This is a genomic window from Bradyrhizobium valentinum, from assembly GCF_001440405.1.
Classification (GTDB): domain Bacteria; phylum Pseudomonadota; class Alphaproteobacteria; order Rhizobiales; family Xanthobacteraceae; genus Bradyrhizobium; species Bradyrhizobium valentinum.
This window is the reverse complement of sequence record NZ_LLXX01000029.1, coordinates 1-21,361: the sequence shown is the minus strand read 5'-3', so window position 1 is coordinate 21,361 and position 21,361 is coordinate 1. Positions and strand designations below refer to the sequence as shown.

The following is a 21,361-nucleotide window of genomic DNA, read 5'->3' as shown; positions in this document are numbered from 1 at the left end:
TCGGCTCGTCGAATCCCTACAACATGGTTCGCGCGACCTTCGACGCGCTGAAGCATCAGGATTCGCCGCGTTCGGTGGCGGCCCGCCGTAACATCAAGGTGTCCACGCTGCAGTCGCGCCGCGTCGGCGGCGATGCCGAAGTGGTGGCTGAATAACCGGCGCGATTTTTAAGCGCTCTTTGGAGTTAAGACGATGGCCAAGGCCGCAAAGACGATCAAGGTCGAGCAGACCGGCAGCGCAATCCGCCGCCATCACTCGCAGCGTGCGACGCTGATCGGCCTCAAGCTCAACAAGATCGGTCGTGTCACCGAGCTGCAGGACACGCCTGCAATTCGCGGCATGATCGCCAAGGTTCAACATCTCGTCCGCGTCGTCGGCGAGAAGTAAGTAAGGAGACAGGGCGATGAAGCTCAGCGATATCGCCGACAACGCCGGCTCGCGCAAGAAGCGCATGCGCGTCGGCCGTGGCATCGGTTCGGGCAAGGGCAAGACCTCGGGCCGCGGCGGCAAGGGCCAGACCGCGCGTTCGGGCGTGCGCATCAAGGGCTTCGAGGGCGGCCAGATGCCGCTGCATCGTCGCCTGCCGAAGCGCGGCTTCAACAACATCTTCCGGCTCGACTTCGCCGAGATCAATCTCGACCGGCTGCAGCAGGCGATCGATTCCAAGCTGGTCGACGTCAAGGAAACCGTCACCGTCGAATCGCTGGTGAAGGCCGGCGTGATCCGTCGCGCCAAGGACGGCCTGCGGCTGCTCGGCCGCGGCGAACTCAAGGCCAAGCTGGCGATCGAGGTGCATGGCGCCTCGAAATCCGCGGTCGCGGCGGTCGAGAAGGCCGGCGGCACGGTGAAGATCTTGGCCCCGGCCAAGAAGGAAGAAGGCGAGGCGGCGTAACATCTGCGTCATCGTCCGCTCAATCGCGGGCGATCCGCACGGTAGGATGATGGACTTATCGAAGCCGAGCACCAAATAATGTCCGGCGTCTGCCGATCGCCCCGCTAGGGGCGACGGCTTGAGGGACGGCGGGAGAAAGCCTGAACATGGTCTCAGCAGCAGAACAACTTGCGGCAAACCTCAACTTCGGCGCACTGGCGAAAGCCGACGAACTGAAGAAGCGCATCTGGTTCACGCTGGGTGCGCTGCTTGTTTATCGGCTCGGCACCTATATCCCGCTGCCCGGCATCGATCCCGCGGCCTGGGAGCAGGTGTTCAAGTCGCAGGCCGGCGGCATCCTCGGCATGTTCAACATGTTCGCCGGCGGCGGCATCAACCGCATGGCGATCTTCGCGCTGAACATCATGCCGTATATCTCGGCATCGATCATTATCCAGCTCCTGACCACCGTATCGCCCAAGCTCGAAGCGCTGAAGAAAGAAGGCGAGGCTGGTCGCAAGACGCTGAACCAGTATACCCGCTATCTCACGGTGATCCTCGCCACGTTCCAGGCCTACGGCATCGCCGTCGGCCTCCAGGGCGCCGGCAACGTCGTCAGCGAACCCGGGCTGTTCTTCCTCATTTCCACCACGGTCACGCTGACCGGCGGCACCATGTTCCTGATGTGGCTCGGCGAGCAGATCACCTCGCGCGGCATCGGCAACGGTATTTCGCTGATCATTCTGGCCGGCATCGTTGCCGAGCTGCCGTCTGCTCTCGCCAACATGCTGGAACTGGGACGCCAGGGCGCGCTGTCGACCGGGCTGATCCTGCTGGTGATCGCGATGGCGATCGTCGTGATCGCCTTCATCGTGTTCATGGAGCGCGCGCAGCGGCGGCTTTTGATCCAGTATCCGAAGCGCCAGGTCGGCAACAAGATGTTCGAGGGCCAGTCCTCGCATCTGCCGCTCAAGCTAAACACCTCGGGCGTGATCCCGCCGATCTTCGCCTCGTCGCTGTTGCTGCTGCCGGCGACGGTTGCGAACTTCAATGCCGGCCAGGGCCCGGAATGGTTCCAGTGGCTCAACACCCAGCTCAGCCACGGCCGTCCGCTATTCCTGATCCTCTACCTGAGCCTGATCGTGTTCTTCGCCTTCTTCTACACCGCGATCGTGTTCAACCCGACCGAGACCGCCGACAATCTGAAGAAGCATGGCGGCTTCATCCCGGGCATCCGTCCGGGCGAGCGCACCGCCGAATATATCGATTACGTGCTGTCGCGCGTTACCGTGCTCGGCGCGATCTATCTGGCGATCGTCTGTCTGATCCCCGAGATCCTGATTTCCTATGCTTCGGTGCCGTTTTACTTCGGCGGCACATCGCTTCTGATCGTCGTCAGCGTGACCATGGATACGGTGGCGCAGGTGCAGGGCTATCTCCTGGCCCATCAGTATGAGGGGCTGATCAGGAAATCCAAGCTGAGGGGTCGCCGCCGCTGATCGGCGGACTCTGAAATTCAATACAGGGTGCGCGGGATTTCGCTCACCAAGCCGGGGGGCGAATAGTCATGAGATTGATCCTTTTGGGTCCGCCGGGCGCGGGCAAGGGGACCCAGGCACAGCGGCTGGTTCAGAAGTACGGCATCGTCCAGCTCTCGACCGGCGAGATGCTGCGTGCGGCGGTCGCGGCGCAAACGCCAGTTGGCCTGCAGGCCAAGGACATCATGGCCAGCGGCTCCCTGGTGCCGGATGAGATCGTGATCGGGATCATTTCCGACCGTCTCGACCAGCCCGACATGAAGAACGGTTTCATCCTCGACGGCTTTCCGCGCACCGTGCCGCAGGCGGCTGCGCTCGACGATCTCCTGAAGAAGAAGCACATCAAGCTCGACGCCGTGATCGAGTTGCGCGTCAACGAGAGCGCGCTTCTGAATCGCGTCGAGACGCGCGTCGCCGAGATGCAGGCCCGCGGCGAGGAAGTGCGAATCGACGACACCCCGGAAGTGCTGTCGAAGCGGCTGGCGAGCTACCGCTCGATGACCGAGCCGCTGATCCACTATTATTCGGAGCGGCGGAAGCTGGCGACGGTCGATGGGATGATGACCATCGAACAGGTTACCCGCGAGATTAACCGGATCCTGACCGCCGTCGGCGCGGTGGAACCCAAGGCGGTACCGGCCCGGAAGGCCAGGGGAGCCGCCAGGAAGACCGCCATGCCCGCGGGCAAAAAGGCTGCCAAAACCGCCAAGAAAGCCGTCAAACAGGCGCGTAAGGCCGCCAAACCGGCTTCCAAGGCGGCCAAGAAGGTGGGCAAGGCAGGCCGGCGGGCCGCTTCGCCGGTCAGGGGCCGGGGAGCCGGGAAGGCCAAAAAGGCGGCAAAAAAGGCCGTCCGCAAGGCTGCCGAAAAGGTCACGAAAAAGCGAGCTAAACGGTAGAGGCGGTTGACGAAACCGAGTTGAATCCTTTAATAAGCCCCGCATCCAAGTCGGATAGTTTTTTGACGACGCCGGGCCCCGAAGCAGATGAGGGGAAGGGCGTCGTGTTCGCGTTTGCGGACACCTGCCCGAGATAGCAAGAACTTAAGGCCGCTTCCATGAAGGATCGGCGACAGGAGAGAAGTCCGTGGCCCGTATTGCCGGCGTGAATATCCCGACCAACAAGCGCGTTCTGATCGCGCTCCAGTACATCCATGGCATCGGCCAGAAGAATGCGGCCGAGATCATTGAAAAGGTCAAGATCCCCCTGGATCGTCGTGTCAGCCAACTGAGCGACCAGGAAGTCCTGCAGATCCGCGAAGTGATTGACCGTGACTATCTCGTCGAAGGCGACCTTCGCCGTGAGACCGGCATCAACATCAAGCGTCTGATGGACCTCGGCTGCTATCGCGGCTTGCGTCATCGTCGCGGCCTGCCGGTGCGCGGCCAGCGCACCCACACCAATGCGCGCACGCGCAAGGGCCCGGCCAAGTCGATCGCCGGCAAGAAGAAGTAAGTTTGGCGAACAGGAAATAGCGAATGGCGAATAGGGGTCGAACCTTACTATTCGCTGTTCGCCACTCGCGTTTTTAGGTGTAGCCGCTGGCACTACGGCGGCGTTTGAGATCACAGGAAAGGTTTTTAGGTAATGGGCAAGGAAGCCACCCGCGTACGCCGCCGCGAACGCAAGAACATCGCCTCCGGCATCGCGCACGTGAATTCGTCGTTCAACAACACGACCATCACCATCACCGACGCGCAGGGCAACACGATCGCCTGGTCCTCGGCCGGCACGATGGGCTTCAAGGGCTCGCGCAAGTCGACCCCCTATGCCGCGCAGGTCGCGGCCGAAGACGTTTCCAAGAAGGCGCAAGAACACGGCATGCGTACGCTGGAAGTGGAAGTTGCCGGCCCCGGTTCGGGCCGCGAATCGGCGCTTCGTGCGCTGCAGGCGGCGGGCTTCACCGTGACGTCGATCCGAGACGTGACGACGATCCCTCACAATGGTTGCCGTCCGCGCAAGCGCCGGCGGGTCTGATGTTCGATTGCGGGCGGTTTTGCCGCCCGCAATTGCTTTTGGAATTTTCCGCGGACTGATCCGCGATCTCCAACGCCAGTGATTTGAAGGCAGATTGACTGGCCCATGGGTGACAAAGTGACGATCCAGAAAAATTGGCAAGAACTCATTCGACCGAACAAGCTTCAGGTAACGCCGGGCTCCGATGCGATCCGGTTTGCGACCGTCGTCGCCGAGCCGCTCGAGCGCGGCTTCGGTCAGACGCTCGGTAACGCGCTGCGCCGTATCCTGTTGTCGTCGCTGCAGGGCGCGGCCGTGCAATCGGTGCACATCGACGGCGTGCTGCACGAGTTCTCCTCGATCGCGGGCGTTCGCGAGGACGTCACCGACATCGTGCTCAACATCAAGGACATCTCGATCAAGATGCAGGGCGAAGGCCCCAAGCGCATGGTCGTGAAGAAGTCGGGTCCGGGCGTCGTCACCGCCGGCGACATCCAGACCGTCGGCGACATCGTCGTGCTCAATCCCGATCTGCAGATCTGCACGCTGGACGAGGGTGCGGAAATCCGCATGGAGTTCACGGTCGCCGCCGGCAAGGGCTATGTCGCCGCCGAGCGTAACCGCCCCGAGGACGCGCCGATCGGCCTGATCCCGGTCGACAGCCTGTTCTCGCCCGTGCGCAAGGTCTCCTACAAGGTCGAGAACACCCGCGAGGGTCAGATCCTCGACTACGATAAGCTGACCATGACGATCGAGACCAACGGCGCGATCTCGCCAGAAGACGCGGTGGCCTATGCCGCTCGTATCCTGCAGGATCAGCTCAACGTGTTCGTGAACTTCGAGGAGCCGCGCAAGGAAGTGGCGCAGGAGATCATCCCCGATCTCGCCTTCAACCCGGCGTTCCTCAAGAAGGTCGACGAGCTCGAACTGTCGGTGCGTTCGGCAAACTGCCTGAAGAACGACAACATCGTCTATATCGGCGACCTCGTGCAGAAGTCGGAAGCGGAAATGCTCCGCACCCCGAACTTCGGCCGCAAGTCGCTGAACGAGATCAAGGAAGTGCTGGCCCAGATGGGTCTGCATCTCGGCATGGAAGTGCCGGGCTGGCCGCCGGAGAACATCGACGAGCTCGCCAAGCGCTTCGAAGATCACTACTGATCGAACAATAAGTCAAAGCGCGATGATGTTTCATCGCGCTTTTTAACGGGCGAACGCAGGCAGCCCACCTGAGCTACATGTCCGACGAACCGTCGCGACGAAGACAAATCAAGGAATAGATCAATGCGTCACGGCAAGGTTCATCGTAAGCTCAACCGCACCGCCGAGCATCGCCGCGCGATGTTCGCCAACATGTGCGCCGCGCTGATCAAGCACGAGCAGATCGTCACCACGCTGCCGAAGGCCAAGGAATTGCGCCCGATCGTCGAGAAGCTCGTCACCCTCGGCAAGAAGGGCGGGCTCGCCATGCGCCGCCAGGCGATTTCCGAGATGCGCGACAAGGATCAGGTTCGCAAGCTGTTCGACGTACTGGCGCCCCGCTACAAGGACCGCCAGGGCGGCTACACCCGCATCATCAAGGCCGGTTTCCGCTACGGCGACAACGCGCCGATGGCGGTGATCGAGTTCGTCGACCGCGACGTCGACGCCAAGGGCCTGGATTCCGGCCCGGTGCAGGAAAAGTCCGCCGAAGCGGCGTAAGCCTTCCAGATCGCAGGTTTCAAAAGCGGCGCTTCCAGCGCCGCTTTTTTGTTGGCCGACGCACTCGCGATCCCGTTACCGCATGGCTTCATAGGAACCGTCGGGGCCTACACACGTTTGACAAGACATGAGTAGAGCATTCGCCAAGGAAGCAGAGGACGTCGAAGATCTGCCTGATCGGCCGATCTCCGATCTTCCGAATGACGTGACGCCTGGGGGTCTCCACCAGATCGAGCAAGCGTTGGCCGCGGCCGAGGCCGCCCATGCCGCAGCGCAATCCGCTGGCGACCGGGCAGCCCTGACCAGCGCCCGCCGCGACCTCCGCTATTGGAGTGCGCGCCGCGCCACAGCGACGGTGATCCCGGAGCCCACGGACAATTCGGTCGTGCGGCTCGGCCACACCGTCACCATCGTGCGCGAGGATGACCGCCGGCAGACGTTCCGCATTGTCGGCGAAGACGAGGCCGACCCTGCACGTGGGACAATCTCGCACGCGTCGCCGCTGGCACGCGCGCTGTTTGGCAAGGGTGTCGGCGATGTCGGCGTCGTCGCCGGAGGCGAGGCGGAGATCGTCGAAATCCGGTGATTAACTGTGGTCGGAGGTTTGCGATGTCGGCCTATGTTATTTCCGAAGTTGAGATGCGCGATGCGGCGGGTTTCGAGGCTTATCGCATCATCGCCGCGAAGACGATCGCGCAGTATGGCGGGCGCTATTTAGTCCGCCGCGGCGTCGCAAATTTGATCGAAGGCGGCCCACCACCGAAAACCATAATCGTCGTCGAATTTCCAACGATGGAGCGTTTGCGCGAATGGTACGGCTCGTCGGAATATGCGGAGGCTCTGAAGGTGCGGCAGACGGCGCTGAATCGACGGCTGATCTTCGTTGAGGGCGTTGCGCCAATTTGAGCTGCAATGCGATATCGCGCTGAAAGCGGCGCGTCAGTCGATAGCTTTGCGCATTCAACGCGTTGCGGTGCCGCATTCTTTTCGGAACAAGAGGGTGAAAAATCTGTTTCTTCTGCAGCCGCGCTGATGCGGTTTGAGGAGGAGCCAGATGAAGAAGCTGTTCATGATTGCGGCGGCTGCGTCGCTGGTTGCGACGATGGCCAACGCGCAGACCACCGTCGAGACGACGACCGGAGCTGCGGGCGCGACCATCCGGATCGAGCCGGAATATCGCACCAAGATCAAGAGCTATGTGACCGAGCACAAGATCCGCCCGGTGGAAACACGGGAAAGGATCGTGGTTGGCACCAGGGTGCCGACCGAGGTCGAACTTGAGGCGGTGCCTCCGGATTGGGGTCCGTCAGTGACGAAGTATCGCTACGTCTACTCGAACAACCGCGTGATGCTGGTCGATCCCGCTACCCGCACCGTGGTGCATGAAGTCGACTGAGATGCTCTCGCAGCGCCATGCAAAAAGGGGCCGCCAGTCGGGCGGCCCTTTTTCATTTTGCCGGATCACCAGCGACGCCAGCCGCCGTAATACCGCGGACCATAGAACCGCGGACCGCCATAGTAGGCGAATGCCGGGCGAACCACGCGACGGTAGCGAACGACGGGATAATAAGGCTCGCTGTAATAGCCGCCATAGTAGGCCGGCGCATAACCGCCGTAATACCCGCCGTAATACGGATAGCCGCCATAGTATCCGTAGCCCGGACCATAGGCGTACGCGTTCGAGGCCAGTCCGCCAATCACCGCGCCCGCGATCAGTCCGCCAGCCACGGCCGGGAAAAATCCTCCTCCGCGCCAGTGGGCCTCCGCCGGCGACGGTGCCGTTACCGCCGTCAAGCCCAGGACCGCCGCAGCGGCCAGAACTAAAGGTGCTTTCCTCATGGACCACTCCTTTCCGTAATTCAGACGGCCAATACTTTACCTTCGAGCGAAGTTCGCTCTTTCGCAAAAACAGACACTTACTAAACACATTCGAGTGAAGTTCGTTGCCCAAGTGCCGGACTCCAGACCGCTCTGGCGTCAGATTTAACTTTGATGAACGAACGTTCAGGCGACGGCTTCGAATGGAGCCGAATCAATCGAAATCCAGAAAACCTGGCCGGCCGGATATAGGCGGCTGACGGCGCAGCCAGGCCAGATCCGGCACCGGACGGGCCGTCTCCGGATTGGCGCCTAGCAGCGCCTCGATCTCGCGGGCAACCGAAAGCGTCGCGACATCGCCGCCTCGCGGGCCGATGATCTGGATGCCGAACGGCAATCCGGCGCCGTCGCGGCCAGCCGGTATCGCCACGGCCGGGTGTCCGGCATTGGTCACGGCATAGGCCAACGCCAGCCAGTGGAAATAGCTTTTGGTCGGCGCGCCATCGATAGCGGCCGGGTAGAGCTCCGACCAGGGCCGCGGGCTGATCGTGACCGTCGGCGCAATGACAAAATCATGCTCGCCGAAGAATGTCTGCCAGCTCCGGTAAAGCGCGGTCTGCAGCGAGAGCGCACGCGCCACGTCGAGGGCGGAATAGCCTAGTCCTTGGGCGACATTGTCGCTGATATTGGGACCCACCTTGTCCGGATATTTCTCGGCGAGTTCACGGTGACGGCCCAGAAATGCGACAGCGCGCAAGATCCGGAACACCTCGTCAGCGTGGCTGCAATCAGGATGGGTCCACTCGAGGCTGCGGAATGCCGATCCGAACGTCGCGAGCTTCTTCTTGAACGTCTCGGCGATGGCGCGCTCCGTCGGAGCAAATCCGAAATCGCATGTCGCCGCGATGCGCAAGGTGGCGAGATCGGTCCGTGGCGGATCGCGGTAGGTCTCGCGCACGGGCGTTCCGCCGGCGTGAAGGATGGCCGACAGCGGATCGCGCGCGTCGCGATCCAGCATGCAGGAAAGCATAAGGCACGCGTCCGATACATTTCTTGCCATCGGCCCGAGCTGTGAGATCTGCAGCCAGGCCATGTTGCGGCTGTTGCTCGCGATCAACCCGGGCGAGGGGCGGAATCCGACGACCCCGCAAAACGCGGCGGGGTTCCTGACCGACCCCCCGGTATCCGAACCGGTCGCCAGCGGCACCATGCCGGTGGCAAGCGCCACCGCCGATCCGCCGGACGAGCCGGCGGCGGAGCGCTCGGGGTCGAACGGGTTGCCGGTGGCGCCATGAAGCGCATTGCGGGTGTTGCCGCCCGCGCCCCATTCGGGGACGTTGGTCTTGCCGACGACGATGGCGCCCGCGCGCTTGAGCATCGCGACAACAGCTTCATCCTCGGCTGCGACGTTGTCAGCAAACAGCACGCTACCGAAGCTCGTCGGTAGCCCTTTGGCGTCGATCAGGTCCTTGACCCCGAGCGGAAGCCCGTGCAGAGGCCCAAGCACGCCGCCGCGCATGACGGCGGCCTCGCTCTCCTGTGCTGCCGTGCACGCGCGATCGAACGAGCGCGCGATGATCGCATTGACGGAGGGGTCGATCTCCTCGATGCGCCGGATGCAACTGTCCATCAGCTCGACCGGCGAAAGCTTGCGCTCGCCGATCAGCACCCGGGCGGTCACCGCGGACAGATCGCACGGCTCGGTCATCTCACGATTACTCTTCCTTGATCCCGCCCTTGCGGGCCAGTTCCTTCATCTCGGCGGTTTCCCTGGCGATGAATCCCGGCCAGTCCGAATAGCGCTTGAAGCCAGCTTCGTACCCGACTTTCTGGAAGCGCTCGATCACCTGGGGGCTTGCGATCGCCTCTTCCAGCACCGAGGCCAGCCGGTCGCGAATAGCCGGGGGGATTTTCTTGGGCGCCACCACGGTACCCCATGAGACAAGGTCGATATTGGGGTAGCCGAGTTCGGCGAGTGTTGGAACGTCGGGAAGGAACGGCGAGCGTTTGGCCGAGAACACCGCCAGCGGACGAACCGTGCCGGATTCGAGCAGCGGCCTGATCGCGATCACGGTGTCGACGTGGTACTCGATATGCTTGCCCATCAGGTCGTTCATCGCGGGCGCGCTCCCCTTGTAGGGCAGGTGCACCATCTTGACCCCGGCACTCGATTTGAAGAGCTCGCCGGCAAAATGCGAAATGGTCGCCACGCCAAAAGAAGCCAGCGACAGCTTGTCGGGATTAGCCTTGGCCGCAGCGACCAGCGCCGCGACGTCCTTGATCGGATTGTCGCGATGGGTAACCAGCACCATGGCTAGGGTGCCGGTCTGGCCGATCGGCTCGAAATCCCTGGCGCTGTCGTATGGCACGTTCTCCTTCACCGCATGCTGCAAGGTAAAGGTCGAATTCGAGCTGGCGAACAGGGTGTAACCATCGGCAGCCGCGTTGGCGGCCTCCTTGGCCGCGATTGTGGTGCCGCCGCCAGGGCGATTGAGCACAATCACGGGCTTGCCCAGACGCGCCTCTAACTCGCCGGCAATGATGCGCCCGACAACGTCGGAGGCCCCGCCCGGCGGGAAGGGCACGATCAACTGCAGCGGTTTTTCGGGGTAGCCAGCCTGCGCTACTGCGATCGACGCGCAGCCCACCACGCAGGCCGACGCTATCGCGGCCGTCAAAAACATCCGGATCATATCGAAACAGGTCTCCTGTCTTTCGTGTCCCCCGGCAATTCGCGCCGGGGGTTTCGGCGACAGCCATCCCGGATCGATGGGACAGGGTCCCTTGAATCGACCTTCCGATCAACCCTGTTTATTGGGCCGCTACCAGCCCTCCAGCACGATCTTGCCGCGCGACTTGCCGCTTTCCAGCAGCGCATGCGCGCGCTTCAGATTGGCGGCGTTGATGGTGCCGAAAGTTTGGTCGAGCGTGGTGCGCAGCACGCCCTTGTCGAGGAGGTCTGCCACATCGTTGAGCAGATGGTGCTGGGCGATCATGTCCGCCGTCTGGAACGACGAGCGCGTGAACATCGACTCCCAGTGGATCGAAACTGCCTTGCCCTTGAACGCACTAACGGTGAATTCCGGGGGATCGTCGATCAGACCGAACCGGCCTTGCGGGGCGATGAAATCCGCGATCGCCTTGTAATGCTGGTCGGTGAAGGTGAGGCTCGCGACCAGCGCCACCGGCGGCGCCTTCAGCTTCTCGATCTGCTCTTTCATCGGTTTGGAGTGATCGATCACGGCGTGCGCGCCGAGGTCGAGGCACCATTTTTGCGACTCCGGACGCGTGGCGGTGGCGACCACCGTCAGGCCGGTAAGGCGGCGCGCGAGCTGGATCAGGATCGAGCCGACGCCACCGGCGCCGCCGGTAATCAGCAGGGTGCGCGGATCGAGGCTCTTCCCCGGCACGGCGCCGAGCCGGTCGAATAGCAATTCCCATGCGGTGATCGAGGTCAACGGCAGCGCTGCGGCCTGCGCGAACGACAGCGATTTCGGCTTCTTGCCGACGATCCGCTCGTCGACCAGATGAAATTCTGCGTTGGTGCCCTGGCGCAGGATCGAGCCGGCGTAAAACACTTCGTCGCCCGGCTTGAACAGGGTCACGTCGGGGCCGGCGGCATCGACTACACCGGCTGCGTCATAGCCCAGGATTTTGGTCTCGCCCTCGGGCGGGGCGGCGCGCTTGCGGACCTTGTAATCGACCGGGTTGGCGGAGATCGCCTTGACGGCGACTCTGACGTCGCGGCCCTTCGGTTCCGGTTTGGCGGCCTCGAAATCGATCAGCGATTGCGCGTCCTCGATGGGGAGCGATTTTTTGTACCCGACAGCCTTCATGTCCGTGTCTCCTGCGTCGTTTGGAAAGGTCTCTATTTCTGACGCGTTTTCTTCACGCGAACCGGCCCCACTTCGCTTGAAAACGCTTTCGCCGCCTAACTGTCGCGCTGGCATCCATTTGGCAAGTACTGTAAATACGGGGAACTAGTCCCTGTTTGGATACTATTGGGAAAACCTTCAGGAAAACTCATGAAACGGCGAGATTTTACCCGTCGGCCGGGCTGTGCGGTTGAAGCCACGCTCGATCTGATCGACGGCAAGTGGAAGGGCGTGATCCTGTTTCATCTGCAGGCCGGCACCCAGCGCTTCGGGGAGTTGCGGCGGCGGATGCCCGGGATTACCCAGCGCATGCTGACAAAGCAGCTTCGGGCGCTCGAGGACGACAAGCTCGTGGTTCGCAAGGTCTATGCCGAGGTGCCGCCGCGGGTCGAGTACACGCTGTCAGAGATCGGCGAAAGCCTGCGTCCTGTCATCGAGACGCTGCGGGCGTGGGGCGAGGGCCACCAGGAGCGGCTATCCTGTGCGCCGGCGCCAGACGTCGCCAAAGTGCCCGATCGCGCGGCGTAGCTACTGGTATTGGGTACCGCTTTATCTTCTCTCGTTGCCGCCTCGCATCTATATGTGTGGCGCTGAACTCCAGGATTTTCGCATGAATTTGATCCGATCCTTCGCCCTGCTGCTGGCCTCAGTAGTCATGGCAACACCGGCGCTGGCGCAGGACCGGCGCGTGCCGACCTCGGGCGCCGAACTGCGGCTGTCTTACGCGCCGATCGTGCAGCGCGCGCAGCCGGCGGTGGTGAACGTCTACGCCGGTAAAACCGTGCAAACCCGCAATCCGCTGCTGGACGATCCGATTTTTCGTCGTTTCTTTGGCGTGCCCGGGCAGCAGCCCGAACAAATGCAGCGTTCGCTCGGATCGGGTGTGATGGTCGATTCTTCCGGCCTCGTGGTTACCAACAACCACGTCATCGAGGGCGCCGACCAGGTCAAGATCTCGCTTGCCGACAAGCGCGAGTTCGAGGCCGAGATCGTGCTCAAGGATAGCCGCACGGATCTGGCTGTGCTGCGCGTGAAAGACGGAAAAGAGAAATTCGCAACCCTCGACTTCGCCAATTCCGATGAATTGCTGGTCGGCGACGTCGTGCTCGCGATCGGCAACCCCTTCGGCGTCGGCCAGACCGTGACTCACGGCATCGTCTCGGCGCTGGCCCGCACCAAGGTCGGCGTCACCGACTACCAGTTCTTCATCCAGACCGACGCCGCGATCAATCCTGGCAATTCCGGCGGTGCGCTGGTCGACATGACCGGCAAGCTCGTCGGCATCAACACCGCGATCTTCTCGCGCTCCGGCGGCTCGCAGGGCATCGGCTTTGCGATCCCCGCCAATATGGTGCGCGTGGTCGTGGCGTCCGCCAAAAGCGGTGGCAAGGCCGTCAAGCGGCCGTGGCTGGGTGCGAAGCTGCAGGCGGTGACGCCCGAAATTGCAGATACGCTGGGCCTGAAGCTGCCGAACGGCGCTTTGGTCGCCAATGTCGCGCCGAACAGTCCGGCGGCGCGCGCTGGTCTGAAGCCATCGGATTTGATCGTTGCGATCGAAGGGCAGACGATCGACGACCCCAACGCGTTCGATTATCGGTTCGCCACGCGGCAACTCGGCGGCGCGGCGCAGATCGACGTGCAGCGCGCCGGAAAGACCGTCAAGGTCACGGTGCCGCTGGAGACTGCCCCCGACACCAACCGCGATGAAATCGTGCTCACCGCGCGATCGCCGTTCCAGGGCGCCAAGGTCGCCAATATTTCGCCGGCGATTGCCGATGAGTTGCACCTGGATTCCCAGACCGAGGGCGTCGTGGTGATCGACCTCGCCGACGGCGGCACCGCGGCAAGCGTGGGCTTCCAGAAGGGCGACATCATCCTTGCGGTCAACAGCCAGAAGATCAGCAAGACCAGCGACCTCGACAAGGCTTCGAAGGCCGCTTCCAGGCTCTGGCGCATCGTCGTGGTGCGCGGCGGCCAGCAGATCAACGTGACGCTGGGCGGATGAGTCCGAAGCGACCACGCGAGGTAGCCAACCTCTTCGCTGCGGCGGGGATGGAGCAGGATGCGCCGCATCCGCTGCCGGACAGGCTGCGCCCGCGTTCGCTTTCCGACGTCGTCGGCCAGGATCATATCCTCGGGCCCGACGGTGCGCTGACGCGCATGCTGGAGACGCGCTCGCTGGGCTCGCTGGTGTTCTGGGGGCCGCCTGGTACCGGCAAGACCACCGTGGCGCGGCTGTTGGCTGACGCCACCGAACTGCATTTCGAGCAGATTTCAGCGGTGTTTTCCGGCGTCGCCGACCTGAAGAAGGTGTTCGACGCGGCGCGCGCCCGGCGCGAAATGGGCAAGGGCACGCTGTTGTTCGTCGACGAGGTGCATCGTTTCAACCGCGCGCAGCAGGATTCGTTTCTGCCCGTGATGGAAGACGGCACTGTGGTGCTGGTCGGCGCCACCACGGAAAACCCGTCGTTCGAACTCAACGCCGCGCTTCTGTCGCGGGCGCGCGTGCTGGTGTTTCATTCGCTCGATGCTGCCGCGATCGAAAAACTCTTTGTGCATGCCGAGAAGGTCGAGGGGAGGAGGCTGCCGCTCGATGCGGAGGCGCGCGCCGTGCTGGTGCGGATGGCCGATGGCGACGGCCGCGCGGCGCTGACCTTGGCCGAGGAGGTCTGGCGGGCCGCGCGCAAGGACGAAATCTTCAACGCCGCGCAGTTGCAGGAGATCCTGCAGCGACGCGCGCCGATCTACGACAAATCCGCCGACGGGCATTACAACCTGATCTCGGCGCTGCATAAATCGGTGCGCGGCTCCGATCCCGATGCGGCGCTGTATTACCTCGCGCGCATGCTGGACGCCGGCGAGGATCCGCTGTTCCTGGCGCGGCGCGTGGTGCGAATGGCGGTGGAGGATATCGGCCTTGCCGATCCGCAGGCGCTGGTGATCTGCAATGCCGCCAAGGATGCCTTCGATTTTCTTGGGTCTCCCGAGGGCGAACTCGCGATCGCGCAGGCCGTGATCTATCTCGCCACCGCGCCGAAATCGAACGCCGCCTACACGGCCTTCGGTGCTGCGATGCGTACGGCGAAAGAAGGCGGCTCGCTGTTGCCGCCAAAGCATATTCTCAACTCGCCGACCAAGCTGATGAAGTCGGAAGGTTATGGCTCGGGTTACGCATACGACCACGACGCGCCCGACGCCTTCTCCGGGCAGGACTACTTTCCGGAAGCGCTGGGGCGGCAGACCTTCTACGATCCGCCGGACCGCGGGTTCGAGCGCGAAATCCGCAAGCGGCTGGATTACTGGGCGAAGTTGCGCAAGGAACGAGGCCATCGCGAATGAGACGTTCTGGTACCTTTCTCAAACAGACCATTCTGGCTGTCGCCTGCGTGGTGATGCTGGCGCCGCCGCTGCCTGCAGCCGCCGAGACGGTCGAGGTTGCGCCGGGCGTGCAAGTGACGAAGCGGACCTATACTGCGCCGGTTAACGAGCAGCCGTTCTTCGGATTTGCGGCCAGGAGTGCGGAGCAGAAGGCCGAGGATGAGAAGTTTGTAAGCGCCATCATCGGGGCCACCGGGTCGCGCGAAAAGGCGTTCGAGGAAACGACCAAGCGTGCGTGGATAGCGATACAGGGCGGCAAGGTACGGGAAGCCGCGCTCCGGTTTAATCAGGCCTTTCTCGTTTCACCTGAACAGAGCAGCGTCTACCATGGCTTTGCGGTGATCGCTCAAGCTCGCTTCAATGACCTCGATGCCGCCGACGAACTGTTCAGGATCGCGCTCAAGCAGCCCAATCCGGTGAAGGCGCTCAAAGCCGACTATGGCCGCCTGCTCTTGATAGCCAAGCGGCCGCGCGATGCCCAGGCGGTGCTGGACCAGGCGGTCAAGGAGGCCCCGGACTTCGGCGATGCCTGGACCAATCTTGCCTGGGCCAGGTTCCAAAACGGAGATGCGGCGTCGGCCTGCGCCGCGGCGGAGGAGGCCGCCAAAAAGCGTCCCTCCAACAATTCCAGCAGTGATTTGACCGCGGTGAGAAGCGTCGCACAGTGCAAGTAGCTCCTAGGGCGCACCCGACACAGCGCGAGCGGGCGGCCAATTGGGGCGACCCACACGCGGCCGAGCGATCGGCTACTTCCCTGTCTTCACGAAATCCAGGATCTGATCGGTCAGCCGGGTGTCGGCGGTGTTGATCGAATACACCTCCGACATGTGGCTGTGCTGCGACAGCAGGAGCGAGCGGGCGCATCCGCCGGCGCGTTTGCAACTCGCCTCTTTTGCGAGATCAAATTGCAGCACGAAGCCTTCCGGATCAAGTTCAGCGGCGGCTATCATCAGCGGGATATCCGTTGTAGCCAAACCGGACAGCGAGGATCGTTCGGCGTAGCGCGCGGGATCGGCGCCGAAATAGGCGCGCTGGGTATCGGCGAGCGGCGTCGCAGTCAGGTCGTAAATTCCCGAGAGCATGATCGCGCCGGCGAGGCCGCCGCCCTTCACCTTGTGAAATTCGGGATGCGAGACATAGTTTGCGACGTGAACCGCGCCGGCGGAATGTCCCATCAGGTAGATGCGCGCGGGATTGCCGCCGTGCTCGCCGATCTTGTCGGTGATCCACTTGACCGCCGCGGCCATATCCTCGGCACCCGCCGGCCAGGGCGCCTGCGGCGCGAGGCGATAGGCGACGTTGACGCCGATGAAGCCGTTCCTTGCCGCCCACAGCATGATGTTGTCGTAGAACGGGCTGGTCGGTGTGGTCCGCTTGTTGCCGCCGACAAAGGCGCCGGCATGTACATAGATCAGAACCGGCCGGGCCGATGTCACGTTATCCGGTGCAAAGATATCGAGCAGGTTGCGATCGGCAGGGCCGTATTTAACGTCCCGCTCGACCTTGACGCCCTGATACGGCTCTTTTTCCTGCAGCGGCGCGTAGAGCTCCACCGTCTTGGGTGGATCGATGACGCGGCCGAGTTCCAGGAGCTTCCAGGCCAGATCCTCCGGCATCTGCGCCCACGCCGTGCTCGCGACCATTGCCGCCAGCACGATCAAAGCCGGCCTTGATAATTTCATCCGGACTGCCCCACGTTTCTTGGTCGTTTGGCCTAACATGGCCGATCCGGCGCCTGATTTGTACTGAATTCACCGTGACGGTTCGCTGCTTTTGCGCTACCCAACCGCATAACTTTCGGAGCCGCAGCCATCATGAGCCGACGCGTCAAGAGACCTCTCCGGCCCGCGGGCGATCGCCCGAAGGGCGCGCGTCCTTATCGAGGATCGTCAGCCGAGCGGCCGCCGGCACATCGCCCGGGCGGAAAGCCAGCGGCGCGGTTTGCGGCCTCGCCACCCCGTGCTTCAAAGCCTGTTGTCGCCGAGCCGGCGAAGGTCGCACCCGAGCCGCCGCCGCTGCCCACCAAGGTCCAGACCGTCGTCGTCACCGCCGACGAGAGCAACATGCGGGTCGATCGCTTCCTCGAGGCGCGTTTCCCCGGCCTGTCGTTCTCCCATATCCAGCGCATCGTCCGGAAGGGCGAGCTACGCGTCAATGGCAAGCGCGCCGACAGCAAGGACCGCCTGGAAGAAGGCCAGAGCGTTCGCATTCCGCCGCTCAAGCTCGATGCGCCGAAGGGCTCGGGCACGCTCTCGGAAGCCGCAACGAAGACGTTGCACGCGCTGAAGGAGATGACGCTGTTCGAGGACGCCGACGTCATGGTGTTGAACAAGCCTGCGGGGCTCGCCGTGCAGGGCGGCTCCGGCATCACGCGAAATGTCGATCTGATGCTGGAAGTGATGCGCGACGCCAAGGGGCAGAAGCCGCGGCTGGTGCATCGGCTGGATCGGGAAACGTCGGGCTGCCTATTGATTGCAAAAACCCGTTTTGCCGCGACCGCCCTGACCGGGTCGTTCCGTCATCGCTCGGCGCGAAAGATCTACTGGGCGCTGGTGGCGGGCGTGCCGAAGCCCAAGCAGGGCCGCATCTCGACCTATCTCGCCAAGGAGGAGAGCGAAGACGACAGTATCATGCGCGTCGCAAAACACGGCGACGAGGGCGCGAGCCACGCGGTGACCTACTATGCCGTGGTCGAGACCTCGGCGCAGAAGCTCGCCTGGGTGTCGCTGAAGCCGGTCACCGGGCGAACCCATCAATTGCGCGCCCATATGGCGCATATCGACCACGCCATCGTCGGCGACCCCAAATATTTCAACAAGGAGAACTGGGACCTGCCGGGCGGCTTGCAGAACCGGCTGCATCTCCTGGCGCGGCGGCTCGTGATCCCGCATCCGCGCGGCGGCGTGATCGATGTCAGCGCGCCGCTGCCGCCGCATATGCTGCAATCCTGGAATCTGCTCGGGCTTGAGCACGACCGGTTCGATCCGATCGAGAACGCGCCGGAGGAATGACACGGCCCCGCAGGCCGAGCGCAACAACTGTCAAACGGCAGCAGCGTTGATTTGGTATCGCTCCGTCGATTTCACACCGTCATCCGCGAGGCGTCGGCATATGATCTTGAATCGGCTCTGCGTCGCAGTTTTCGGTCTATCGCTTGTCTCTGCCTGTTCGAGCCTCACAGCCAACGCCCAGACGCTCGCGCTCGTGGGCGGCAGCGTCTACGCTTCGCCCGACGCCGCGCCGCTTTCGGATGCCGTGGTTCTCACCGCGAACGGCGTCATTACCGCGGTCGGAAGCCGCAGCGAACTGCAAATCCCCAGCGACGCGCAGGTCATTGATTGCGCCGGCAAGACCGTGGTCGCCGGCTTCTGGAACAGCCACGTCCATTTCTCGCAGGCCGTGTGGAAGAACGCAGGCGCCGCGCCCGCCGCGCCGCTGGCCGAGCACATGCAGGCGATGCTGACACGGTGGGGCTTCACCACCGTATGGGACCTCGGGTCCGACGGGCGCGATACTTTGCCGTTGCGCCGTCGCGTCGATTCCGGCGAAGTGCCGGGCCCGGCCATCCATACCGCTGGCAGCATCTTTCCCAAGGACGGTCATCCCGCCTATCTGCCCGCCGAGATCAAGCTACCCGAAGCTTCCGCGCCGGAAGAAGCCGCGCAATTGGCGCGCACCTATATGGGCTTCGGCCTCGACGGCGTGAAACTGTTCACCGGCTCCTTCAAGGGCACCGGCAAGCCGGTCGTGAACATGGACCCGGGCATCGCCAAGGCGGCTGTCGATGTGGCGCATGCTGCGGGCAAGCCGGTGTTCGCCCATCCGCAAAACATGGCGGGCGTGGACGCCGTGATCGCGGCCGGCGTCGACATCATGGCTCACACGGTGCCCGGCGAACCGGTCTATTCGCCCGAGCAGATCGCGCGCTTCAAGCAGCAGGGCATTGCGCTGGTTCCGACGCTGTCGCTGTTTGCAAAGCTTCCTGTCGCGCCCGATATCGCTACGCGCCTCGTTGCGACGACCGTCGCTCAGGTCAAGGCGTTCTCCGACAATGGGGGGCCGGTCCTGTTCGGCACCGATGTCGGCTTCACCATCTATTACGACACGACGCTCGAATATGAGCTGATGCATCGCGCGCTGTCGGCGCGCCAGATCCTCGCGTCGCTGACGACCAACCCCGCGCAATATTTCAAGGCCGCGAAGAAAGGCCGGGTCGAGAACGGGTTTGACGCCGACGTCGTGGTGCTCGACGGCGATCCCATCGCCGACGTCACCAACCTCGCCAAGGTCGCCTACACGATCCGGGCGGGCAAGGTGATCTATCAAAAACCCTGACGCCGGCGGCAGTTCGTAGGATGGGTGGAGCGAAGCGATACCCATCATCGCAATCATGACCGCGATGGGTTTCGCTTCGCTCTACCCATCCTACATTCAAGCTTCTCTCTCTGTTATGCTGGGGAAGCGGAACCCGGCATGAACCCGGCGAGACGGCCACGCTGGCCAGCACAACCAGAATGGCAAGTCGTGGCCGCAACGTCCTCATCGGCTTTATTTGCACCCCCCGATATCGTATTGTCAGGCCTCGATTATCACCGACCACCGGAAGCCGCATGCGCGAACTATTCGATGAAGTCGCCGGACATTCTCCGCTCGATCCGGAGGAGGCGGTGCGACGCGCCACGCGCGTTCCCCAACGTAAGCGGTTCTACAAGGAGGCCGGCATCGCGCCAGCCGATGGCGGGCTTGCCGTTACGCTTGACGGCAAGCCGATCCGCACGCCTTCCGGCCGTCAGGTCGTTGCGCCCACCAGCGGGCTCGCCCAGAAGATCGCTGCCGAATGGAACGCGCAAGGCGAGACCATTGATCCCCTGACCATGCCGCTGACGCGCTTTGCCAACAGCGTCGCTGAGGTCACCGATCGCGTCGATGCCGTGGCCGAGGACGTCGCAAAATATCTCGGTTCCGATCTGCTGTTCTATCGTGCCGGCCATCCCGAGGCGCTGGTCGCCCGGGAAGCCGCGCATTGGGACCCCGTGCTGTCCTGGGCTGCAAACGACCTTGGCGCTCATTTCATCCTGTCGGAGGGGATCGTTCACATCACCCAGCCCGAGCAGGCAATCAAGGCAGCCCGCGACATATTCCCATCCGACCCCTGGTCCGTGGCCGCACTGCATGTGGTGACGACGCTCACGGGCTCGGCGCTGCTGGCGCTGGCGCTGCTGCACGGTGTCCGCGATCCCGATCAGGTCTGGACCGCCGCCCATGTCGATGAGGACTGGAACGCCGAAAAATGGGGCGTGGACGAGGAGGTGGCGGCCCGCCGGGCGGCCCGGCTGGTCGATTTTAAGGCCGCGGTGAGCATTTTGGCCGCTCTGAAGGCCTGAGCGGCCGCCGTCGGTTAAGCAGAGGTTTACGACGCCGGGTTAGCCTCTAGCCTGGCCGAGACCCTAGGACATGGCGACTTCGATCAATCCCGTTCTGCCGGTGCTATCAGCCCAAGAGGTTGGCGGCATCGCGCCCGAACTCGTGCTGCAGCCGGGCAGCGTGGTCAACGCACAGGTCCTGAAAGTGCTCTCCGCCGATCTGGTGCGGATTGCAATCGCCAGCCTGTCGATCGACGTGGCCACTGAAATTCCGCTGCAGCAAGGCCAGAACCTGCAGCTTGCGGTGTCACAGACCAAAGACGGCATTCGCCTCGCCGTGGTCGGGCAGGGCGGCGATGCCGCCGGCGCCGCGGCCGATGCCGTGACGCTTTCACCCGATGCGCTGGCCGATGCCGCCGCCAACCGTCCGACCATCGTGGTACCGAAGAACGTGCTGACGCCGCTGGAGCGCGCAGCCGTCTCCGCGGCGGCGCAGGCCGCGGTGACCGAACAGGACAGCCTGGCGCCGTTGTTTGCCAATCTCGGCGTGGCGGTGTCGTCCAGCAACCTGCCGCCAAAATTGCAGGCGGCGATTGCGCAGGTGCTGGCGCAACAGACCAGTCTCGATCAGAGCCTCGACGGCGGCGACATCAAGACGGCGTTCCAGAAATCCGGAATCTTCCTCGAAGCGTCGCTGGCGACAGGTTCGCTCCCCACGAGCGGCGTTCCCGACCTCAAGGCCGCGCTGATCGTGCTTCGCCAGACGCTGCAGTCGGCGCTTGGCGTCAATTCGACGGCCGCGACCCCGGCGGCACCGGCCGGGGCACAGCAAGCCGCGTCGCCGCAGGCCGCCGCGACCCTCGCGCC

The 21,361-nt window shown here is 63.4% G+C and carries 23 protein-coding genes and 2 pseudogenes; 20 read left to right on the top strand and 5 right to left on the bottom strand.

What is annotated here, in order from left to right; all coding sequences use genetic code 11:
- The 12 genes and pseudogenes from CP49_RS46930 to CP49_RS04515 form a co-directional block, all read left to right on the top strand.
- Window positions 1–155 (top strand): annotated as a pseudogene (locus CP49_RS46930) (30S ribosomal protein S5); the annotation flags it as partial.
- Window positions 156–192: 37 nt separating this feature from the next.
- Entirely contained in the window at window positions 193–387 is a 195-nt protein-coding gene (gene rpmD / locus CP49_RS04565; protein ID WP_057849116.1) for a 50S ribosomal protein L30, read from the top strand.
- A 16-nt stretch (window positions 388–403) separates the two neighbouring features.
- The gene (gene rplO / locus CP49_RS04560) at window positions 404–892 is read left to right on the top strand and encodes a 50S ribosomal protein L15 (protein ID WP_057849115.1); all 489 of its coding nucleotides are present in this window, start codon (window positions 404–406) and stop codon (window positions 890–892) included.
- A 146-nt stretch (window positions 893–1,038) separates the two neighbouring features.
- A complete protein-coding gene (gene secY / locus CP49_RS04555; RefSeq protein WP_057849114.1) occupies window positions 1,039–2,370 on the top strand; it encodes a preprotein translocase subunit SecY in 1,332 nt (443 codons plus the stop codon).
- A gap of 68 nt (window positions 2,371–2,438) precedes the next feature.
- Window positions 2,439–3,305 carry an adenylate kinase gene (locus CP49_RS04550; protein WP_057849113.1) on the top strand — a complete coding sequence of 289 codons (867 nt, stop codon included), beginning with the start codon at window positions 2,439–2,441 and terminating at the stop codon, window positions 3,303–3,305.
- Between the two features lie 187 nt (window positions 3,306–3,492).
- A complete protein-coding gene (rpsM, locus tag CP49_RS04545) occupies window positions 3,493–3,861 on the top strand; it encodes a 30S ribosomal protein S13 (protein ID WP_057849112.1) in 369 nt (122 codons plus the stop codon).
- A gap of 132 nt (window positions 3,862–3,993) precedes the next feature.
- Complete coding sequence (rpsK, locus tag CP49_RS04540; RefSeq protein WP_006021048.1) at window positions 3,994–4,383, top strand: 30S ribosomal protein S11; 390 nt, start codon at window positions 3,994–3,996, stop codon at window positions 4,381–4,383.
- 105 nt (window positions 4,384–4,488) lie between these two features.
- Window positions 4,489–5,520, top strand: a complete 1,032-nt coding sequence (locus tag CP49_RS04535; RefSeq protein WP_057849111.1) for a DNA-directed RNA polymerase subunit alpha — start codon at window positions 4,489–4,491, stop codon at window positions 5,518–5,520.
- A gap of 123 nt (window positions 5,521–5,643) precedes the next feature.
- Window positions 5,644–6,060, top strand: coding sequence for a 50S ribosomal protein L17 (gene rplQ / locus CP49_RS04530; RefSeq protein ID WP_057849110.1), 417 nt, complete (start codon window positions 5,644–5,646; stop codon window positions 6,058–6,060).
- 127 nt (window positions 6,061–6,187) lie between these two features.
- Window positions 6,188–6,646: a transcription elongation factor GreA gene (greA, locus tag CP49_RS04525; protein ID WP_057849109.1), complete on the top strand. Its 459-nt coding sequence runs from the start codon at window positions 6,188–6,190 to the stop codon at window positions 6,644–6,646.
- Between the two features lie 23 nt (window positions 6,647–6,669).
- Entirely contained in the window at window positions 6,670–6,966 is a 297-nt protein-coding gene (locus CP49_RS04520; protein WP_057849108.1) for a DUF1330 domain-containing protein, read from the top strand.
- 148 nt (window positions 6,967–7,114) lie between these two features.
- Window positions 7,115–7,456, top strand: a complete 342-nt coding sequence (locus CP49_RS04515; protein WP_057849107.1) for a DUF1236 domain-containing protein — start codon at window positions 7,115–7,117, stop codon at window positions 7,454–7,456.
- Between the two features lie 65 nt (window positions 7,457–7,521).
- Here CP49_RS04515 and CP49_RS04510 read toward each other — a convergent pair whose 3' ends face one another.
- From CP49_RS04510 to CP49_RS04495, 4 genes are all read right to left on the bottom strand, one after another.
- Window positions 7,522–7,899: a hypothetical protein gene (locus tag CP49_RS04510; RefSeq protein ID WP_057849106.1), complete on the bottom strand. Its 378-nt coding sequence runs from the start codon at window positions 7,897–7,899 to the stop codon at window positions 7,522–7,524.
- A 193-nt stretch (window positions 7,900–8,092) separates the two neighbouring features.
- A complete protein-coding gene (locus CP49_RS04505) occupies window positions 8,093–9,586 on the bottom strand; it encodes an amidase (RefSeq protein ID WP_057849105.1) in 1,494 nt (497 codons plus the stop codon).
- A 7-nt stretch (window positions 9,587–9,593) separates the two neighbouring features.
- Window positions 9,594–10,571 carry a Bug family tripartite tricarboxylate transporter substrate binding protein gene (locus CP49_RS04500; protein WP_057849104.1) on the bottom strand — a complete coding sequence of 326 codons (978 nt, stop codon included), beginning with the start codon at window positions 10,569–10,571 and terminating at the stop codon, window positions 9,594–9,596.
- 129 nt (window positions 10,572–10,700) lie between these two features.
- A complete protein-coding gene (locus tag CP49_RS04495; protein WP_057849103.1) occupies window positions 10,701–11,714 on the bottom strand; it encodes a zinc-binding alcohol dehydrogenase family protein in 1,014 nt (337 codons plus the stop codon).
- 189 nt (window positions 11,715–11,903) lie between these two features.
- Between CP49_RS04495 and CP49_RS04490 the strand changes: the two genes are divergently transcribed.
- From CP49_RS04490 to CP49_RS04475, 4 genes are all read left to right on the top strand, one after another.
- A complete protein-coding gene (locus tag CP49_RS04490) occupies window positions 11,904–12,281 on the top strand; it encodes a winged helix-turn-helix transcriptional regulator (protein ID WP_057849102.1) in 378 nt (125 codons plus the stop codon).
- 82 nt (window positions 12,282–12,363) lie between these two features.
- Window positions 12,364–13,758 carry a DegQ family serine endoprotease gene (locus CP49_RS04485; protein WP_057849101.1) on the top strand — a complete coding sequence of 465 codons (1,395 nt, stop codon included), beginning with the start codon at window positions 12,364–12,366 and terminating at the stop codon, window positions 13,756–13,758.
- Window positions 13,755–15,092: a replication-associated recombination protein A gene (locus CP49_RS04480; RefSeq protein WP_057849100.1), complete on the top strand. Its 1,338-nt coding sequence runs from the start codon at window positions 13,755–13,757 to the stop codon at window positions 15,090–15,092. Before CP49_RS04485 ends, CP49_RS04480 begins: the two co-directional genes overlap by 4 nt.
- Window positions 15,089–15,805 carry a tetratricopeptide repeat protein gene (locus CP49_RS04475; RefSeq protein ID WP_057849099.1) on the top strand — a complete coding sequence of 239 codons (717 nt, stop codon included), beginning with the start codon at window positions 15,089–15,091 and terminating at the stop codon, window positions 15,803–15,805. The genes CP49_RS04480 and CP49_RS04475 overlap by 4 nt, the downstream gene beginning before the upstream one ends.
- Window positions 15,806–15,877: 72 nt before the next feature.
- Here CP49_RS04475 and CP49_RS04470 read toward each other — a convergent pair whose 3' ends face one another.
- On the bottom strand, window positions 15,878–16,813 hold the full coding sequence (locus tag CP49_RS04470) for an alpha/beta hydrolase (protein ID WP_156438046.1): 936 nt from the start codon (window positions 16,811–16,813) through the stop codon (window positions 15,878–15,880).
- 132 nt (window positions 16,814–16,945) lie between these two features.
- On the opposite strand from CP49_RS04470, the gene CP49_RS04465 reads away from it, so the two are divergent.
- From CP49_RS04465 to CP49_RS04450, 4 genes and pseudogenes are all read left to right on the top strand, one after another.
- Window positions 16,946–18,142, top strand: coding sequence for an RluA family pseudouridine synthase (locus tag CP49_RS04465; RefSeq protein ID WP_057849097.1), 1,197 nt, complete (start codon window positions 16,946–16,948; stop codon window positions 18,140–18,142).
- Between the two features lie 100 nt (window positions 18,143–18,242).
- On the top strand, window positions 18,243–19,466 hold the full coding sequence (locus CP49_RS04460) for an amidohydrolase family protein (RefSeq protein ID WP_057849096.1): 1,224 nt from the start codon (window positions 18,243–18,245) through the stop codon (window positions 19,464–19,466).
- 275 nt (window positions 19,467–19,741) lie between these two features.
- Window positions 19,742–20,515, top strand: coding sequence for an ATP12 family chaperone protein (locus CP49_RS04455; RefSeq protein WP_057849095.1), 774 nt, complete (start codon window positions 19,742–19,744; stop codon window positions 20,513–20,515).
- 70 nt (window positions 20,516–20,585) lie between these two features.
- Window positions 20,586–21,361: pseudogene (locus CP49_RS04450) on the top strand (flagellar hook-length control protein FliK); the annotation flags it as partial.

Excerpts from the sequence above, each read along its gene's own strand:
- rpmD (WP_057849116.1), top strand. The coding sequence starts at position 193 with ATGGCCAAGGCCGCAAAGACGATCAAGGTCGAGCAGACCGGCAGCGCA.
- rplO (WP_057849115.1), top strand. The coding sequence starts at position 404 with ATGAAGCTCAGCGATATCGCCGACAACGCCGGCTCGCGCAAGAAGCGC.
- secY (WP_057849114.1), top strand. The coding sequence starts at position 1,039 with ATGGTCTCAGCAGCAGAACAACTTGCGGCAAACCTCAACTTCGGCGCA.
- CP49_RS04550 (WP_057849113.1), top strand. The coding sequence starts at position 2,439 with ATGAGATTGATCCTTTTGGGTCCGCCGGGCGCGGGCAAGGGGACCCAG.
- rpsK (WP_006021048.1), top strand. The coding sequence starts at position 3,994 with ATGGGCAAGGAAGCCACCCGCGTACGCCGCCGCGAACGCAAGAACATC.
- CP49_RS04535 (WP_057849111.1), top strand. The coding sequence starts at position 4,489 with ATGGGTGACAAAGTGACGATCCAGAAAAATTGGCAAGAACTCATTCGA.
- rplQ (WP_057849110.1), top strand. The coding sequence starts at position 5,644 with ATGCGTCACGGCAAGGTTCATCGTAAGCTCAACCGCACCGCCGAGCAT.
- greA (WP_057849109.1), top strand. The coding sequence starts at position 6,188 with ATGAGTAGAGCATTCGCCAAGGAAGCAGAGGACGTCGAAGATCTGCCT.
- CP49_RS04520 (WP_057849108.1), top strand. The coding sequence starts at position 6,670 with ATGTCGGCCTATGTTATTTCCGAAGTTGAGATGCGCGATGCGGCGGGT.
- CP49_RS04515 (WP_057849107.1), top strand. The coding sequence starts at position 7,115 with ATGAAGAAGCTGTTCATGATTGCGGCGGCTGCGTCGCTGGTTGCGACG.
- CP49_RS04510 (WP_057849106.1), bottom strand. The coding sequence starts at position 7,899 with ATGAGGAAAGCACCTTTAGTTCTGGCCGCTGCGGCGGTCCTGGGCTTG.
- CP49_RS04505 (WP_057849105.1), bottom strand. The coding sequence starts at position 9,586 with ATGACCGAGCCGTGCGATCTGTCCGCGGTGACCGCCCGGGTGCTGATC.
- CP49_RS04500 (WP_057849104.1), bottom strand. The coding sequence starts at position 10,571 with ATGATCCGGATGTTTTTGACGGCCGCGATAGCGTCGGCCTGCGTGGTG.
- CP49_RS04495 (WP_057849103.1), bottom strand. The coding sequence starts at position 11,714 with ATGAAGGCTGTCGGGTACAAAAAATCGCTCCCCATCGAGGACGCGCAA.
- CP49_RS04490 (WP_057849102.1), top strand. The coding sequence starts at position 11,904 with ATGAAACGGCGAGATTTTACCCGTCGGCCGGGCTGTGCGGTTGAAGCC.
- CP49_RS04485 (WP_057849101.1), top strand. The coding sequence starts at position 12,364 with ATGAATTTGATCCGATCCTTCGCCCTGCTGCTGGCCTCAGTAGTCATG.
- CP49_RS04480 (WP_057849100.1), top strand. The coding sequence starts at position 13,755 with ATGAGTCCGAAGCGACCACGCGAGGTAGCCAACCTCTTCGCTGCGGCG.
- CP49_RS04475 (WP_057849099.1), top strand. The coding sequence starts at position 15,089 with ATGAGACGTTCTGGTACCTTTCTCAAACAGACCATTCTGGCTGTCGCC.
- CP49_RS04470 (WP_156438046.1), bottom strand. The coding sequence starts at position 16,813 with ATGAAATTATCAAGGCCGGCTTTGATCGTGCTGGCGGCAATGGTCGCG.
- CP49_RS04465 (WP_057849097.1), top strand. The coding sequence starts at position 16,946 with ATGAGCCGACGCGTCAAGAGACCTCTCCGGCCCGCGGGCGATCGCCCG.
- CP49_RS04460 (WP_057849096.1), top strand. The coding sequence starts at position 18,243 with ATGATCTTGAATCGGCTCTGCGTCGCAGTTTTCGGTCTATCGCTTGTC.
- CP49_RS04455 (WP_057849095.1), top strand. The coding sequence starts at position 19,742 with ATGCGCGAACTATTCGATGAAGTCGCCGGACATTCTCCGCTCGATCCG.